Source organism: Rhizobium sp. Root1334 (assembly GCF_001426665.1).
GTDB lineage: Bacteria > Pseudomonadota > Alphaproteobacteria > Rhizobiales > Rhizobiaceae > Pararhizobium.
The window spans coordinates 26,547-41,220 of sequence record NZ_LMEY01000032.1; the positions used below are offsets into that span (position 1 = coordinate 26,547).

A 14,674-nucleotide genomic window follows, 5' to 3' on the forward strand; every position below is an offset into this window, starting at 1 on the left:
CGCCGGGCGTTTGCGATCTGTTCAATTTTTTGCGGCACTCTATCGGCATGACCACCTGTCTCTCGCTCATCGCCCTGTTTCTTGTCTTGAACATCGTGACGTTCTGCGTCTTCTGGTGGGATAAGGCTGCGGCGCGCGGCGGAAAATGGCGCGTTCCGGAAAACAAGCTTTTAAGCCTGGCGTTTCTCGGAGGAAGCCTCGGCGCCTTTGCCGCCCAGCGGCTGTTGCGTCACAAGACGCGCAAGGAACCCTTCCGCACCCGACTGACGGCGATCCTCGTTCTGCACGCCGCCGTTGCCTCCGTGGGACTTCTGGCTCTGCCATGGGTGCTCGCCGGCCATGTTTTTCATTCTTGAAGGCTGCCTCACCGCTGACTGATTTCCCTCACCTGGCCATCGCAACTTGACTTACGCCTCGATTCGTAACTATTATTATTACATGAAAAGAAACAGCCGACTTTCCGCAGTGCTGCATGCGCTGCTCCATATGGCAGAACGCGAGCGCCCGATGACGTCGGACGAGCTGGCCGCCTGCCTGCAGACAAATCCTGTCGTTGTCCGGCGTACCATGGCCGGACTGCGCGAAGCAGGTCTCGTCACCTCCGGCCGCGGCCATGGCGGCGGCTGGACGCTTGCACGGCCGTTGGACGATGTAACCATGCGCGACATCTATACAGCACTTGGCGAACCGATGCTCTTCCAGATGGGCAACGCCATGGAAAACCCTGCTTGCCTTGTCGAACAGGCGGTCAACCACGCGCTTGACGACGCTTTTCGCGATGCCGAGGCCATGCTGATTGCACGGCTTGGCGAGGTGACGCTCGCAACCCTCGCCGCTGACTTCAAACGGCGCTTTGCCGAACATCGGGCCGCACTGAACCAGCCCGGCTGACATTCAACACCGACAAAAAGTCTCCCGCCCCCGGACTTCCCAAAACTTCCGGCGGGCGGAGCTATGGAAGGAACAAGCATGCAACAGGACGCAGTCATCATCGGTGGCGGTTTCGCCGGATTATCCGCCGCCTATATCCTCGCCCGAGCCCGGCGCCACGTCACCATCATCGACAGCGGTACGCCACGCAACCGTTTCGCAGCCCATTCTCACGGCGTTCTGGGACATGATGGCAAATCCGGCCTGGAGATACTGGCCGATGCGCGGGCTCAGCTGGCTGCCTACCCCACCGTAACCTTCATCGAGGGCGAGGCTGACTCTGCGGGAGGCAAGATCGATGACTTTCATGTCAGCATAGCCGGCCACGGCACGGTTGCCGCAAGACGACTGCTTCTGGCCAGCGGCATCGAAGACCGCCTGCCCGGCATCCCCGGCCTGGCCGAGCGTTGGGGCAAGACGGTTTTGCATTGCCCCTATTGCCACGGTTACGAAATCGGCGGCGGGCCGATCGGGGTTCTGGCGACCCAGCCGATGTCGGCGCATCAGGCAGCTGTGGTTGCCGACTGGGGCGATGTCACCCTGTTTACCAATGGCATGCCGGAGCCGGACGAGGAGGCACTTGCCCTTCTCGAACGCCGCAACGTCAGGCTCCAGCCCGGCACGGTCAGCGTGGTCGAGGCAGGCACCTGCGACAGGCTGCGCGTGCGGCTGGAGAGTGGCCGGACCTTCGACGTCAAGGCACTCTTCGTCGCGGCTGAACTGCATATCCGCGGTACGATCGCCGAATGCCTTGGCTGCACCCTGCAGGACACACCTGCCGGAAAGATCCTCACAATCGATGCCGTCAAGGCAACCAACGTCGCCGGGGTCTACGCGGCCGGGGATAATGCCCGCGCCTTCGGCAACATCACGCTTGTTTCCGCCGATGGCGTCATGGCCGGTCTTGGTATGCATCAATCGCTCATGTTCGCAGGGCATTCTTGACGGCATCGTTGTGCTTTGCTTAAAAGTGACCGTCCCTTTTGGAGTTTTGATGTTCTCGATATCCGAGATTGCCTGAAGGCCCCTGCGCGCAAGTTTGCTTGTGCGCTCGGGCCACGAAAACGAAGCCCTGACGTTCGACTGAACGGCAGACCCGTTTTCATGCGTTCATGCGAACGCTTTTCGGATCTCAACATCAATGGATATTTCACGCGACGAACAGCGTATTCTTCACCTTATGGCCCAAGGCGGCCGCATCGAAATCCTGCGCCTGGACGGTAAAACCATCGGCGGCGCCCGGTGCTTCACCCGTGACGGCTGGCTCTATCCCGGTTTCGGTTTGGAGATGTTTCGTAAATTGAAACGAAAGAAGGCGATCTCATCGTCCGGTGGCAAGCCCTATCGGATTACTGAGCGCGGCCTCCTTCTCGTGCGTGCGCAGTTAAACAACCGCTGACAAAACAAAACCGGCGGGGCCGTTCATTCGGTCTCGCCGGTTTCTCTTCAGAACCATTGCTGGCCCTGTTGAGCAGCCACCTCCACAAACATCTTCGTCATACCAACAGACTCGACATCGCGATCGAGCTTCGGCGCGTAGGCGGTCGACAGCGAGCTGATCGCGTATCCGTGCTTTTGGAAGAAACCGATAGCCTGGGCATTCTGCACATGAGTTCTGATCATGGCAGCCTCGAAACCACCGGTGAAAATCCTCTGCTCCAGATCGGCAAGCAGCGACGAGCCAAGGCCGTTTCGCTGCAGAGATGGCTCAACCCAGAGATCAGAGATCGTGCCGTCCTTATCTTCACGCGCGGCCCATCCCGCCACGGCACCGCCCGTTTCAATGACGCTCACCGAAAACCAGTTCGAACGCAGGAAGGACAGGAAGGACAATTCGGCGACGCGGCGCATGGCTTGCGCATCGGCAACACCGGAAACCGCCTTTTCCCAGGCATCAAGCCCGATCGCGGCCAGAGCCGGAACCTCATTTTCGCGCGCGAGGCGAACAATCATCATGCAGCGATCCCCTTCCGCCGCAAGTAGAGCATCACGGAAGCGGTTTTTCCAGACGCACCTTGGTCTGATCGAGACCGAGCGACGGAGAAAAATCGGTGCCGTGCCAGACCTGCATAAATCCCAGTCTTTTATAGAGAGACAGAGCCGCATCGTTGGACGCATCAGTCTCGATGCCGGCGACACCGAGATCTTCAACCCGCATCCGCGCAAGAAGTTCGCCAATCAGCGCCGAGCCGACTCCCTTGCCCTGCCAATGCGGAGCAATCCAGATGTCTGAGATATAATTCCAGCCGCGAGACCGGTCACCGGGATGTTCGCGGCTATCGCGGGCGCCCCAGCCGATAATCTCGCCTGCAGCTACAGCGACAATGACGTCAGCATCCGGATTGCCGGCGAAGGTCAGAAAACCATCTTCGACACGCGTTTCGACGTTGGGTTCAAACCAGCTCTGGTGAACACGGTTCGATTTCCAGGCTTCATATCCGATCCGCGCAACTGCCCCGGCGTCCGAGGCAGTCATGTTGCGAAGATGGAAGGCCGTCTTTACCACCACTTGGCAGGCTGGAACTTTCCCGCGGCCTGTTCGATGACATGCGCTGTCTTGAACAACGTTTCTTCCTCGAACGGCTTGCCGATCAGTTGCAGGCCGAGCGGCAGGCCCTTGTGGTCGAGACCGGCGGGGACGGCGATGCCCGGCAGGCCGGCCATGTTGACCGTCACGGTGAAGATGTCGTTGAGGTACATCTTGACCGGATCGGATGCCAAATCCTCGTCGGCAATGCCGAAAGCGGAGGACGGGGTTGCTGGTGTCAGGATCGCATCGACACCGGCGTGGAAGGCCAGCTCGAAGTCGCGCTTGATCAGCGTGCGGACCTTCTGGGCCTGCAGGTAATAGGCATCGTAGTAGCCTGCCGAAAGGACATAGGTGCCGATCATGATGCGGCGCTTGACCTCGGTTCCGAACCCTTCAGCGCGGGTCTTTTCATACATGTCGGCAATGTCCTTGCCATCGACACGCAGGCCGTAGCGGACGCCGTCATAGCGGGCAAGGTTGGACGAGGCTTCTGCCGGGGCGACGATGTAATAGGCCGGGAGCGCATATTTCGTGTGCGGCAGGCTGATATCGACGATCTCGGCACCGGCGTCCCTTAGCCAGGCAATGCCCTGTTGCCAGAGCGTTTCGATTTCGCCCGGCATGCCATCGACGCGGTATTCCTTCGGAATACCGATCTTCATGCCCTTCAGCGACTGACCGAGCGCGGCTTCGTAATTGGGGACCGGTAGATCGACGGAGGTCGTATCCTTGGCATCGACCGATGCCATCGACTTCAGCAGGATCGCCGCATCGCGCACGTCGCGGGCGATCGGGCCAGCCTGATCGAGCGACGACGCGAAGGCGACGATGCCCCAGCGCGAGCAGCGGCCATAGGTCGGCTTGATGCCGACGGTGCCGGTGAAGGCGGCAGGCTGGCGGATCGAGCCGCCCGTGTCGGTCGCGGTCGCACCGGCGCAGAGGAAGGCGGCCACGGCAGCAGCGGAACCACCGGAGGAGCCACCCGGAACCAGATCAAGGTTCGAGCCATTGGCGCGCCAGGGGTTTTTCACCGGGCCGTAATAGGAACTCTCATTCGACGAACCCATGGCGAACTCGTCCATGTTGAGCTTGCCGAGCATGACGGCACCGTCGTTCCACAGGTTCTGGGTGACGGTCGACTCATAGCGCGGCTTGAAGCCGTCGAGAATGTGGCTGCAGGCCTGGGTGTGGACACCTTCTGTGCCGAACAGATCCTTGATGCCGAGCGGAATGCCTTCGAGCGCGCCGGCCTTGCCGCTGGCGATACGGGCATCCGACGCCTTGGCCATCTCGCGGGCCTTGTCCGGCGTGGTGACGACATAGGCATTCAGCGCGCCATTGGCCGCGTCGATCGCGCCGATATAGGCCTCGGTCAGTTCGACGGCGGAGATTTCCTTGGAGCTCAGCTTGGTACGCGCTTCAGCGATGGTCAGGCGGGTCAGGTCGGTCATGGGCAGGCTTTCAAAATCGGGTGCGTTCGGGCGGCGGCAGCGGCAAAGATTACTCGACAACCTTCGGGACGAGGAAGAAATTGCGATCCTCGATCGGCGCATTGGCGACAATGTCATCCGCCTTGTTGCCGTCGGTTACGGCGTCCGTGCGCTTCTTCATTGCCATCGGAGTTACGGATGTCATCGGCTCGACGCCATCGACATTGACCTCGGAAAGCTGCTCGACGAAACCGAGAATGCCGTTCAGTTCGCCGGTCATGCGCTGCGCTTCCTCTTCGGTGACGGCAATGCGGGCAAGGCGCGCGACGCGCTTCACGGTGGCGAGGTCTACGGACATGGGTGTCTCCGGTCTTCAAGGAACTTTCCCCCCGCTATAATAGCCGCGGTGCGCCCACGCAACGGGGGAATGCATGCCGAGCCGTCTTAGACGGCAACAATGCCGCCAACAGCCGGCGCTTCCACCTTCACTGACGCGCCATCCATGCCGGCGATGAACAGATCCGGCGTCTGGTCGATGATGCCGAACGAACCATAGTGGCAAGGCAGAACCGTTGCGAACTTGAAAAAGCGCTGGCAGGCAAGGGCTGCCACGGCACCGCCCATGGTAAACCGGTCGCCGATCGGAACGAGACCGATTTCCGGCTGGTGCAGTTCGTGGATCAATCCCATGTCAGAGAAGATGTCGGTATCGCCCATATGATACAGCGTCGGTTCGTCCTCGAAATGCAGGACAAGACCGTTGGCGTTGCCGAGCGAATGTGAGACGCCATCTTCAGTCAGTTGCGCCGAGGAATGCAGCGCATTGACGAAGGTGGTCGAAAAACCATCGAGATGGATGGTGCCACCGGTATTGCCCATTTCGAGCGCATGGACGCCCTTCGAGCCCAGCCATGCCGCGAGATCAGCATTGGCAACGACGGTCGCACCGGTTTCCCTGGCAAGCGCAATCGTATCGCCGACATGGTCGCCATGACCGTGGGTCAGAAGAATGTGGGTCAGGCCAGCAGCCGCATCCTTGCGCGAAGATTCGTCAAAGGACGGATTGCCGGTGAAGAACGGATCGATGAGGATTTTCGATTTGGCGGTTTCCAGATGGAACGCGGAATGTCCGAGCCACTTGATCTTCATGACAATACTCCTTGATTTACAGCGGGGATGATTTGGCGGCAGGATAGGGATATGGATCACCCGAGTAATCCTAAAAGACCGAATCGGCAAATCACATGGCTGTTCTCAGCATCGAAGACCTCGCAACCGCCCTCCTGCCCAATCAGGCCATCGCCGGGCTCGACCTTGGCACCAAGACTATCGGCATTTCGGTTTCCGATCTCGGACGCCGCTTTGCAACGCCGCGTGAGGTGATCAAGCGGGTGAAGTTCGGGCTGGATGCGGAAGCGCTACTTGCCGTCGCGGAGAAGGAAAGGATTGCCGCCTTCGTCATCGGCCTGCCGATCAACATGGACGGCTCCGCCGGTCCCCGCGCCCAGGCGACCCGGGCATTCGTGCACAACATGGCGAAAAAAACCGCTATCCCGTTCATCTACTGGGACGAACGGCTATCGACGGTGGCGGCCGAGCGGGTGCTGATCGAGATGGACGTTTCGAGGAAGAAGCGGGCGGACCGGATCGATTCGGCCGCCGCCTCGTTCATTCTTCAGGGCGCGCTCGACAGGTTGGCATCCTTGGCAAAGGCTGCGGAACCCGATTCGTCCTTCTGAGCCGGCGGAAAACGCTTGTTATACCAGGCGCGGATGTCGCGGCGCTTGCGGTAGGCAATGATGGCAAACACCAAAAAGCTGTCGAAGACGATGGCGCGCGCCACCAGCGGCGGAATGGTTTCCGGCGGAATACCGAGCACATTGCCATAAATCGCAAACACCAGATCATGCGCCTGACGCGTCAGCATGAAGATGCCGAAGCTCATGTCGTAATAGGATAGCCCGTACCAGCCGGTGAGCAGGATGACCGGGCAGGCCCAGAGGATAAGGAACCACTTCATACTGTTCTCCCCTCCACGAATATGCCGTGCTTGATCTGCGCCGACAGCCAATCCAGAGCGAGCAAGCTCACGAGGATTAGAGCCGGAACCGCCAGATCGAGCGCAAGGCTTACAAAAAACATCGTCATGATGATGACCAAGCCAGTTCTCACCGAACGTGCTCCATTCCGAAAGCGTTAAAAATCTCTTCAGTGCCACTCTTGCCCGTTAACCCTGTCCGCGCAACGTAAACCAATTGTTAAGGTTAATTTCCGGGCGGCGCGGTTGCCGCTTTGTGAGCAAGCGGCTATCGGTGGGCTCCTCCCTTATTCAGGCCGCCTTTTTCATGACGATCATCTTCGAAAGCATCCTGCCGATCTTCCTGCTCGTCTCGCTGGGCGTCTGGCTGAAACGCTCATCGCTGGTCGACAACACATTGTGGGAAGGGCTGGAACAGCTCGGCTACTACGTCCTGTTCCCGGCCCTGTTGTTTTCGACGCTGGCGACGGCCGACTTTGCCGGTATGAAGACGGATGCGACAGCACTGGCAACAATCGGCAGCATCACGTTGATGTCGGCGTTTTTGCTGCTGCTCTGGCCGCTGCTGCGTGCCCGCCACGTCTCGTCCGCCGCCTTCACCTCGATCTTCCAGACGGCGACGCGCTGGAACGGCTTCATGGCGCTGGCGATCGCCCAGAAACTCTATGGGCCACTGGGCCTCAGCCTGACGGCGCTGGTGATGACCCTGGTGATCATCCCGATCAATCTCTACAATATCGGCGTGCTGATCGGCTTCAACGGCGGTCCGAAGGGCTTGCGATTCTTTGCCTTCAAGATCGCCACCAACCCGCTGATCGTCGCCTCGGTGCTGGGTATCGTGCTGAACTTCGTCCAGGTTCCCGTCTACGGGCCAATCTTGACCGCCGTCGAGATGCTGGCGAGCGCTTCGCTCAGCCTCGGCCTTGTGATGGTCGGGGCGGGTCTCAAGGTTTCCGACGCGCTGCGGCCAAGCATGACCGCCCTGCTCGCGGTCTTTCTAAAACTGATCGTCATGCCGGTGTTCATGGTCGGTGCCGCCTATTCTCTCGGCATTCGCGGCGATGCCCTGCTGGTGATCGCGCTTGGCGCCAGCGTACCGACGGCTATGAACGGATATCTGCTGGCCAAACAGATGGGTGGCGACGCGCCGCTCTATGCCGCTGTCGCCACCATCCAGACAGTCGTGTCGTTCTTTACGATTCCGCTCGTCCTGACGGTGACCGGTTATATCGCCGCCGGATAAAGCAGGTCGACGATATAGGTGGAATCAAAACGCGAATCGAGCATGCCATAGGTCGAGCGCCAACCGGCAGCCAACCGCGATTCCAGGAACGCGTCGGCAATCCGCCCTGCCCCCAGACGGTAAAGTTCTGCGGCCGCGGCAGCCAGTGCCAGCTGCTCGACCAGCATGCGGGCGGCCCCTTCGTCACGCTCGCAGAGTGATGCCGCCGCGCGCAGCACGTCGACGGTCTTCTTGGCGGATGGGCCGAGATCGCGGCTGATCACCTGGAACAGCAGTTCGAACAGATCCTTGCCGCGGGTGAGCACGCGCAAAACATCCAGCGCCATGACATTGCCGGAGCCTTCCCAGATCGCATTGACCGGAGCTTCGCGATAATGCCGGGCAATCGGCCGTTCCTCGACATAACCGCTGCCGCCGATGCATTCCATCGCCTCGGCGATCAGCCCGGGCGCAATCTTGCAGCTCCAGTATTTCGCAACCGGCGTCATGATCCGCGCATAGGCCGCGTCTTCTGCGCTGTCGCGCGCCTTGTCAAAGGCTTCCGCAAGACGGAACGACAAGGCGCTGGCGGCAGCGACATCGAGCGCCATATCGGCCAGAACCCGCGTCATCATCGGCTGAGCGACCAGCGGCTTGCCGGAGACCTTGCGGCCGCGCACATGATGCACCGCCTCGGCCAGCGACGCCCGCATCATACCGGCGGAGGCCAACGCGCAATCCAGCCGCGTCAGCGTCACCATGTCGAGGATGGTGCGGATGCCGGCATCCGGCGAGCCAAGCACGAAACCGAACGTATCGGAAAATTCCACCTCGGATGAAGCGTTCGAGCGGTTACCGAGCTTGTCCTTCAGGCGCTGGAAGCGGAGGCCATTGGCTGACCCATCTTCGAGAAGACGCGGAACAAGGAAGCAGCCGAGACCATCACGGGTCTGTGCCAGCATGACGAAGGCATCGCTCATCGGCGCCGACATGAACCACTTGTGGCCGTTGAGGCGATAGATCCCCTCGCCCACCCGTTCCGCCGTCGAGGTGTTGGCGCGCACATCCGTACCGCCTTGCTTTTCCGTCATGCCCATACCAACGGTCACGGAGGCTTTCTGCATCCACGGACGATTGGACGAATCATACTTTCGCGACAGGATTTTTGGAGCCCATTCCTTCTGAACAGCCGGCGACGCCGAGATCGCGGCGACCGACGCGCTGGTCATGGTCAACGGGCAGAGATGGCCGCATTCCAACTGCGCCGTCAAATAGAAGCGCATCGCCCGTGCCTTGTGCGAACGTCCGCGCTCATCGGCGATGTTTTCCCAGGCAGACGCATGCAGACCAGATGTTACTGACCGGCGCATCAGCGCGTGCCAGGCGGGGTGGAATTCCACCTGATCCAGCCGCTCGCCGCGCGGCCCATGGGTGCGCAGCTTCGGTACGCCCTCATTGGCCATGCGCGCCAGATCCTGCGCTTCCGGTGAGGTCACGTAACGGCCGATCGTCTCGAAATCGTCGCGCAAGGAGCGCGGCATCGACGCGGCAATGTCGACCAGCAGCGGGTCGGAGCGGAAGGCATTGATCCCCGACCAGGGTTTCGGCTGGTTCAGATCGGCGAGTTTCTGTTCGGTGCGGTTCAGAGTCATGCCGCGTTTCTAACCCAAGTCCACATGCTTAGGAACAGCATCGCGACGGGATAAATGCCGCTTCCCGCAACAATTTGCGCGCGGTGCGTTATGGCCACAAAAGCGTGGGTATGCGGCGGGTTTGCGCAGCCTTTGCCTTGCCGGGTGACGCCGCAGTCATTATAGACCCTCGCAACTTCACCAAATGAGGCGGCTCCCCATGGATTTCTTTCCGCATCGCCACCTGCTCGGCATCAAGGGCCTGAACGAACAGGATATCACCGTCCTGCTCGACCGGGCCGACGAAGCCGTCAAGATTTCCCGCCAGAGAGAGAAGAAGACAACGACTCTGCGCGGCCTGACGCAGATCAACCTGTTCTTCGAGGCCTCGACGCGGACACAATCCTCCTTCGAACTCGCGGGCAAACGGCTGGGTGCCGACGTGATGAACATGTCGGTCAGCAATTCCTCGGTAAAGAAAGGCGAAACGCTGATCGATACGGCGATGACGCTGAATGCGATGCATCCGGATGTGTTGGTGGTGCGCCATTCGTCCGCCGGTGCGGCAGCGCTGCTTGCCCAGAAGGTCTCCTGCTCCGTTGTCAATGCCGGCGACGGACAACACGAGCATCCCACCCAGGCGCTGCTCGACGCGCTGACCATCCGCCGCGCCAAGGGCAAGCTGTCGCGCATCATCGTCGCCATCTGCGGCGACGTCCTGCATTCGCGCGTTGCCCGCTCCAACATTCTTCTGCTGAACCAGATGGGCGCCCGCGTCCGTGTCGTTGCCCCGGCAACTCTCCTCCCCTCCGGCATCGCCGACATGGGTGCCGAGGTCTATCACTCGATGGAAGAAGGCCTGAAGGACGCCGACGTGGTGATGATGCTGCGCCTGCAGCGTGAGCGCATGGCCGGCTCCTTCGTTCCTTCGGTGCGCGAATATTTCCGCTATTATGGGCTTGATGCCGAAAAGCTGAAAGCTGCCAAGGAAGACGCGCTCGTCATGCATCCCGGCCCGATGAACCGCGGCGTCGAAATCGCCTCGGAAATCGCCGACGGGCCGCAGAGCGTCATCGAGCAGCAGGTTGAAATGGGGGTCGCGGTGCGCATGGCGGTGATGGAAACGCTTCTTCTTTCGCAGAACCAGGGGCCACGCACATGAGCAACGCCCTCGTCCTGAAAAACCTGCGCATCATCGACCCCTCCCGCAATCTCGATGAAACCGGCACTGTTATTGTCGAAAACGGCCTGATCGTTGCTGCCGGACAATCCGCCCAGAACCAGGGTGTTCCGGATGGTGCTGAGGTCAAGGATTGCACCGGCCTCGTTGCCGTGCCCGGCCTGGTCGATGCCCGCGTTTTTGTTGGCGAACCCGGCGGCGAATATCGCGAGACCATAGAATCAGCATCGCGGGCTGCCGCTGCCGGTGGCGTCACCTCTATCATCACCATGCCGGATACCGATCCGGTCATCGACGATATCGCGCTGGTGCAGTTCGTTCAGAAGACGGCGCGCGACAAGGCGCTGGTCAATGTCTACCCGGCCGCAGCACTGACCAAACATCTCGATGGCGAAGAGATGACCGAATTCGGGCTGTTGCGCGAAGCCGGTGCCGTCTGCTTCACCAATGGCCGCCGCCCGGTGCACGACACGCTCGTCCTTCGCCGCGCCATGACCTATGCCCGCGAATTCGGCGCCGTCATCTCGCTCGAGACGCGCGACAAATATCTCGGTGCCGGTGGCGTCATGAACGAAGGACTGCTTGCCAGCTGGCTCGGCCTTTCCGGCGTGCCGCGCGAAGCCGAGATTATTCCGCTGGAGCGCGACCTGCGCATCGCCGGACTGACCAAGGGCGCCTATCATGCGGCAAAGATCTCGCTGCCGGAATCGGCAGAAGCGATCGCCACCGCTCGCAAGCGCGGCGCCAACGTTACCTGCGGCATCTCGATCAATCACCTGACCCTCAACGAAAACGACATCGGCGAATACCGGACCTTCTTCAAGCTCTCGCCGCCGCTGCGTGGCGAAGACGACCGTGTCGCTATGGTCGAGGCGCTGGCCAATGGCACGATCGACATCATCGTCTCATCGCACGATCCGCAGGACGTCGACACCAAGCGTCTGCCATTTGCCGACGCTGCCGACGGCGCGATCGGGCTGGAGACGTTGCTGGCTGCTGCGCTCCGCCTCCATCACAGCGGCTCCGTGCCGCTGATGCGGCTGATCGATGCCCTATCGACACGCCCAGCCCAGATTTTCGGGCTCGATGCCGGCACACTGAAACCCGGCGCCAAGGCCGACATCACGCTGATCGATCTGGAAGAGCCCTGGATTTTCGGCAAGGATGCGATCGTGTCCCGTTCGAAAAACACACCGTTTGAAAATGCCCGCTTTACCGGCCGGGCCGTTCAAACCTATGTTGCCGGAAAACTGGTTCATTCGCTTTAATTGAGCGCGTGGCTTGCCCCTCATCCGCCCTAACGGGCACCTTCTCCCCGCAGACGGGGAGAAGGAAAAACGGCAAGCTTCGTCGTTCCCTCGTCCCACTTGCGGGGAGAGGATGAGGGGCAATATCCGTCGCGGCGGAATTGGGGAGGCAATAGGTGTCTGACATATTTTCCTGGCAACTCGGGCTGGCGCTGACGGCCGGTGTTGCGATTTTCGGCTATCTGCTCGGCTCCATCCCCTTCGGCCTGATCCTCACCCGCATGGCCGGACTTGGCGACGTCCGCAAGATCGGCTCCGGCAATATCGGCGCGACCAATGTTTTGCGCACCGGCAACAAGAAGCTCGCCGCGGCCACGCTGCTACTGGATGCCCTGAAAGGAACTGCCGCTGCGGCAATTGCCTCACGCTGGGGGATCGAAGCGGGTATTGCCGCCGGCTTTGCCGCCTTCCTCGGCCATCTCTATCCTGTCTGGCTCGGCTTCAAGGGCGGCAAGGGCATTGCAACCTATATCGGCGTCCTGCTCGGCTTAGCCCCCATCATGGTTCTGGTGTTTGCCGCGATCTGGCTGACTATGGCCAAACTCACCCATTATTCCTCTCTTTCGGCACTGGTTGCAACCGTGATCGTTCCGGTTGTATTGTTAGCCTCAGGCTACGGAAAGATCGGCCTGCTGTTCGTGGTGATGAGCATCATCACCTGGATCAAGCACCGCGAAAACATCCGGCGGCTCCTGGCCGGGACGGAAGGCCGGATCGGCGAAAAGGGATAGGTCAGAATGTCGAACGGCAGCGCAGGACGAAACGGGATTGCGCTTTCGGAACGACAAAGAACGGCCTGGCTGAGGCTGATCCGCAGCGACAATGTCGGGTCTGCGACCTTTCGCGACCTCATCAACCATTTCGGCTCAGCCGAAACAGCGCTTGAAATGCTGCCCGAACTGTCGCGGCGCGGTGGTTCAACCCGTACGATCCGCATCGCCTCTGTGGCAGAGGCTGAGAAAGAACTCGCGGCCGCCCATCGGTTCGGCGCCCGTTTCATCGGCATCGGCGAGCCCGATTACCCCCCGGCCCTGCGCCAGATCGATGGCGCACCACCGTTGTTGGCGGTCAAGGGCAACGCGATCACCGGCACCGTCCCTTCCCTCGGCCTCGTCGGCTCGCGTAATGCCTCGATCAGCGGCACGAAATTTGCGGCTATGATCGCGCGCGATGTGGGACGGGCCGGATACTCCATTATATCGGGGTTAGCGCGGGGCATCGACACGGCAGCGCATCGCGCCAGCCTGGAGACCGGAACGATCGCAGCGCTGGCCGGTGGTCTGGATCAACCCTCCGCCCGAAAATATCGGTCTTCTGGACGAGATCACGGATGGTAATGGCCTCGCGATCAGCGAGATGCCATTCGGCTGGGAACCCCGTGCCCGCGATTTTCCCCGGCGCAACCGGCTGATCGCCGGTGTCAGCCTCGGGCTTGCCGTCGTCGAAGCGGCCTCACGGTCCGGTTCGTTGATTACCGCGCGTTATGCCGCCGATTTCGGCCGGCTGGTCTTTGCCGTGCCGGGTTCGCCGCTCGATCCGCGCTGTCACGGTACCAACGGGCTTTTGAAGGATGGCGCGATCGTGACCACGGAAGCGGCGGACATATTGCAGGCGCTTGCACCGCTCAGCCGCATCGATCTGTTCACGCCACCGCAGGCGGAGGAGCCGGGCGAACATGATGCTGGACCGATGGCACCGCCGCCGAACGAGAACGATCGGGCGCAGATCACCGATGCGCTGGGACCAACGCCCGTCGAGATCGACGACATCATCCGCCACACCGGCCTTTCGGCATCGGCCGTCTATCTGGTGCTTTTAGAACTGGATCTTGCCGGACGGCTTCACCGGCATCCCGGCGGCCTTGTTTCCCTCAGCATTGGAGAATGACAACTGCCTTTTGCCGGACAGGATATCGCCGGCTTCGACAAACGCCATTTCGATCAGGTAGCACAGCATATCGGCGCGCTCGTTGGCGGCGACACCACGGAGTTCTCCGAGCATATGCCGGATATAGGCGACCTTTTCGCGAGCCTGTGCTTCTCGTCTGCCGGCCCCCGTTGAATTCGGAATCATCGGTTTTCCCTGTGGTGCATTCAAAATCCGCCCGTAGACAGGCACGCATTGGTCGAGCGGAACGCCATACAGCACCGTTCGGTCGTGTGGACTGCCACCGCGAGACAAGAGTGCAGAAGCATCGCTTTCTGCCAGTGCCCCGCGAGATGGAAATTACACTTCAAAGACGATATCGTATTTATCTTTAATTGCAATACGCACGTAATCACTTATAGGTTGCATCGCGTTGTGGCCGGTTATTTTGGGCGCAGCACTTGACCGCAGACGAATCCCTGTCCATGTCGGGGCATCGATATTTCCCATTGTGCCGCCTCTTCCCGGCCTGGCACAGCT

General features: G+C 60.7%; 19 protein-coding genes and 1 pseudogene. 10 read left to right on the plus strand and 10 right to left on the minus strand.

Annotated features, from left to right (window positions below; genetic code table 11):
• Window positions 1–47: 47 nt before the first annotated feature.
• The 4 genes from ASD36_RS29180 to ASD36_RS29195 all read left to right on the plus strand — a co-directional run bounded on the left by ASD36_RS29180 (window position 48) and on the right by ASD36_RS29195 (window position 2,329).
• A complete protein-coding gene (locus ASD36_RS29180) occupies window positions 48–356 on the plus strand; it encodes a DUF1294 domain-containing protein (protein WP_200954933.1) in 309 nt (102 codons plus the stop codon).
• Window positions 357–438: 82 nt separating this feature from the next.
• A complete protein-coding gene (locus ASD36_RS29185) occupies window positions 439–891 on the plus strand; it encodes an Rrf2 family transcriptional regulator (RefSeq protein WP_060502094.1) in 453 nt (150 codons plus the stop codon).
• Between the two features lie 78 nt (window positions 892–969).
• Entirely contained in the window at window positions 970–1,875 is a 906-nt protein-coding gene (locus ASD36_RS29190) for an NAD(P)/FAD-dependent oxidoreductase (protein ID WP_060502095.1), read from the plus strand.
• Window positions 1,876–2,071: 196 nt separating this feature from the next.
• Window positions 2,072–2,329 carry a YjhX family toxin gene (locus ASD36_RS29195; RefSeq protein WP_060502096.1) on the plus strand — a complete coding sequence of 86 codons (258 nt, stop codon included), beginning with the start codon at window positions 2,072–2,074 and terminating at the stop codon, window positions 2,327–2,329.
• A 47-nt stretch (window positions 2,330–2,376) separates the two neighbouring features.
• Here ASD36_RS29195 and ASD36_RS29200 read toward each other — a convergent pair whose 3' ends face one another.
• The 5 genes from ASD36_RS29200 to ASD36_RS29220 form a co-directional block, all read right to left on the minus strand.
• Window positions 2,377–2,886: a GNAT family N-acetyltransferase gene (locus ASD36_RS29200; protein ID WP_060502097.1), complete on the minus strand. Its 510-nt coding sequence runs from the start codon at window positions 2,884–2,886 to the stop codon at window positions 2,377–2,379.
• Between the two features lie 31 nt (window positions 2,887–2,917).
• Window positions 2,918–3,406, minus strand: coding sequence for an N-acetyltransferase (locus tag ASD36_RS29205; RefSeq protein WP_156393934.1), 489 nt, complete (start codon window positions 3,404–3,406; stop codon window positions 2,918–2,920).
• 23 nt (window positions 3,407–3,429) lie between these two features.
• The gene (gene gatA, locus ASD36_RS29210; RefSeq protein WP_060502099.1) at window positions 3,430–4,911 is read right to left on the minus strand and encodes an Asp-tRNA(Asn)/Glu-tRNA(Gln) amidotransferase subunit GatA; all 1,482 of its coding nucleotides are present in this window, start codon (window positions 4,909–4,911) and stop codon (window positions 3,430–3,432) included.
• A gap of 49 nt (window positions 4,912–4,960) precedes the next feature.
• Window positions 4,961–5,248 carry an Asp-tRNA(Asn)/Glu-tRNA(Gln) amidotransferase subunit GatC gene (gatC, locus tag ASD36_RS29215; protein WP_060502100.1) on the minus strand — a complete coding sequence of 96 codons (288 nt, stop codon included), beginning with the start codon at window positions 5,246–5,248 and terminating at the stop codon, window positions 4,961–4,963.
• 86 nt (window positions 5,249–5,334) lie between these two features.
• The gene (locus tag ASD36_RS29220) at window positions 5,335–6,039 is read right to left on the minus strand and encodes a metal-dependent hydrolase (protein WP_060502101.1); all 705 of its coding nucleotides are present in this window, start codon (window positions 6,037–6,039) and stop codon (window positions 5,335–5,337) included.
• Between the two features lie 95 nt (window positions 6,040–6,134).
• On the opposite strand from ASD36_RS29220, the gene ruvX reads away from it, so the two are divergent.
• Window positions 6,135–6,629, plus strand: a complete 495-nt coding sequence (ruvX, locus tag ASD36_RS29225; protein WP_060509952.1) for a Holliday junction resolvase RuvX — start codon at window positions 6,135–6,137, stop codon at window positions 6,627–6,629.
• Here the strand turns inward: ruvX and ASD36_RS29230 are convergent.
• Both ASD36_RS29230 and ASD36_RS30875 read right to left on the minus strand, forming a co-directional pair.
• On the minus strand, window positions 6,566–6,910 hold the full coding sequence (locus tag ASD36_RS29230) for a DUF6105 family protein (protein WP_060502103.1): 345 nt from the start codon (window positions 6,908–6,910) through the stop codon (window positions 6,566–6,568). The genes ruvX and ASD36_RS29230 overlap by 64 nt on opposite strands.
• Complete coding sequence (locus tag ASD36_RS30875; protein ID WP_156393935.1) at window positions 6,907–7,050, minus strand: hypothetical protein; 144 nt, start codon at window positions 7,048–7,050, stop codon at window positions 6,907–6,909. Before ASD36_RS30875 ends, ASD36_RS29230 begins: the two co-directional genes overlap by 4 nt.
• A gap of 185 nt (window positions 7,051–7,235) precedes the next feature.
• Between ASD36_RS30875 and ASD36_RS29235 the strand changes: the two genes are divergently transcribed.
• Window positions 7,236–8,171, plus strand: coding sequence for an AEC family transporter (locus ASD36_RS29235; protein WP_060502220.1), 936 nt, complete (start codon window positions 7,236–7,238; stop codon window positions 8,169–8,171).
• On the opposite strand, the gene ASD36_RS29240 is transcribed toward ASD36_RS29235, so the two are convergent.
• Window positions 8,153–9,802: an acyl-CoA dehydrogenase family protein gene (locus ASD36_RS29240; RefSeq protein ID WP_060502104.1), complete on the minus strand. Its 1,650-nt coding sequence runs from the start codon at window positions 9,800–9,802 to the stop codon at window positions 8,153–8,155. The genes ASD36_RS29235 and ASD36_RS29240 overlap by 19 nt on opposite strands.
• A gap of 199 nt (window positions 9,803–10,001) precedes the next feature.
• On the opposite strand from ASD36_RS29240, the gene ASD36_RS29245 reads away from it, so the two are divergent.
• The 4 genes and pseudogenes from ASD36_RS29245 to dprA all read left to right on the plus strand — a co-directional run bounded on the left by ASD36_RS29245 (window position 10,002) and on the right by dprA (window position 14,155).
• A complete protein-coding gene (locus ASD36_RS29245; protein ID WP_037107845.1) occupies window positions 10,002–10,943 on the plus strand; it encodes an aspartate carbamoyltransferase catalytic subunit in 942 nt (313 codons plus the stop codon).
• On the plus strand, window positions 10,940–12,229 hold the full coding sequence (locus tag ASD36_RS29250) for a dihydroorotase (protein ID WP_060502105.1): 1,290 nt from the start codon (window positions 10,940–10,942) through the stop codon (window positions 12,227–12,229). The genes ASD36_RS29245 and ASD36_RS29250 overlap by 4 nt, the downstream gene beginning before the upstream one ends.
• 155 nt (window positions 12,230–12,384) lie before the next feature.
• On the plus strand, window positions 12,385–12,999 hold the full coding sequence (gene plsY / locus ASD36_RS29255) for a glycerol-3-phosphate 1-O-acyltransferase PlsY (RefSeq protein ID WP_060502106.1): 615 nt from the start codon (window positions 12,385–12,387) through the stop codon (window positions 12,997–12,999).
• A 6-nt stretch (window positions 13,000–13,005) separates the two neighbouring features.
• A pseudogene (dprA, locus tag ASD36_RS29260) lies at window positions 13,006–14,155 on the plus strand (DNA-processing protein DprA).
• Here the strand turns inward: dprA and ASD36_RS29265 are convergent.
• Both ASD36_RS29265 and ASD36_RS30880 read right to left on the minus strand, forming a co-directional pair.
• Window positions 14,084–14,341 carry a hypothetical protein gene (locus ASD36_RS29265; RefSeq protein WP_060502108.1) on the minus strand — a complete coding sequence of 86 codons (258 nt, stop codon included), beginning with the start codon at window positions 14,339–14,341 and terminating at the stop codon, window positions 14,084–14,086. The pseudogene dprA and the gene ASD36_RS29265 overlap by 72 nt on opposite strands.
• A gap of 153 nt (window positions 14,342–14,494) precedes the next feature.
• Window positions 14,495–14,644: a hypothetical protein gene (locus tag ASD36_RS30880; RefSeq protein WP_156393936.1), complete on the minus strand. Its 150-nt coding sequence runs from the start codon at window positions 14,642–14,644 to the stop codon at window positions 14,495–14,497.
• Window positions 14,645–14,674 lie beyond the last annotated feature (30 nt).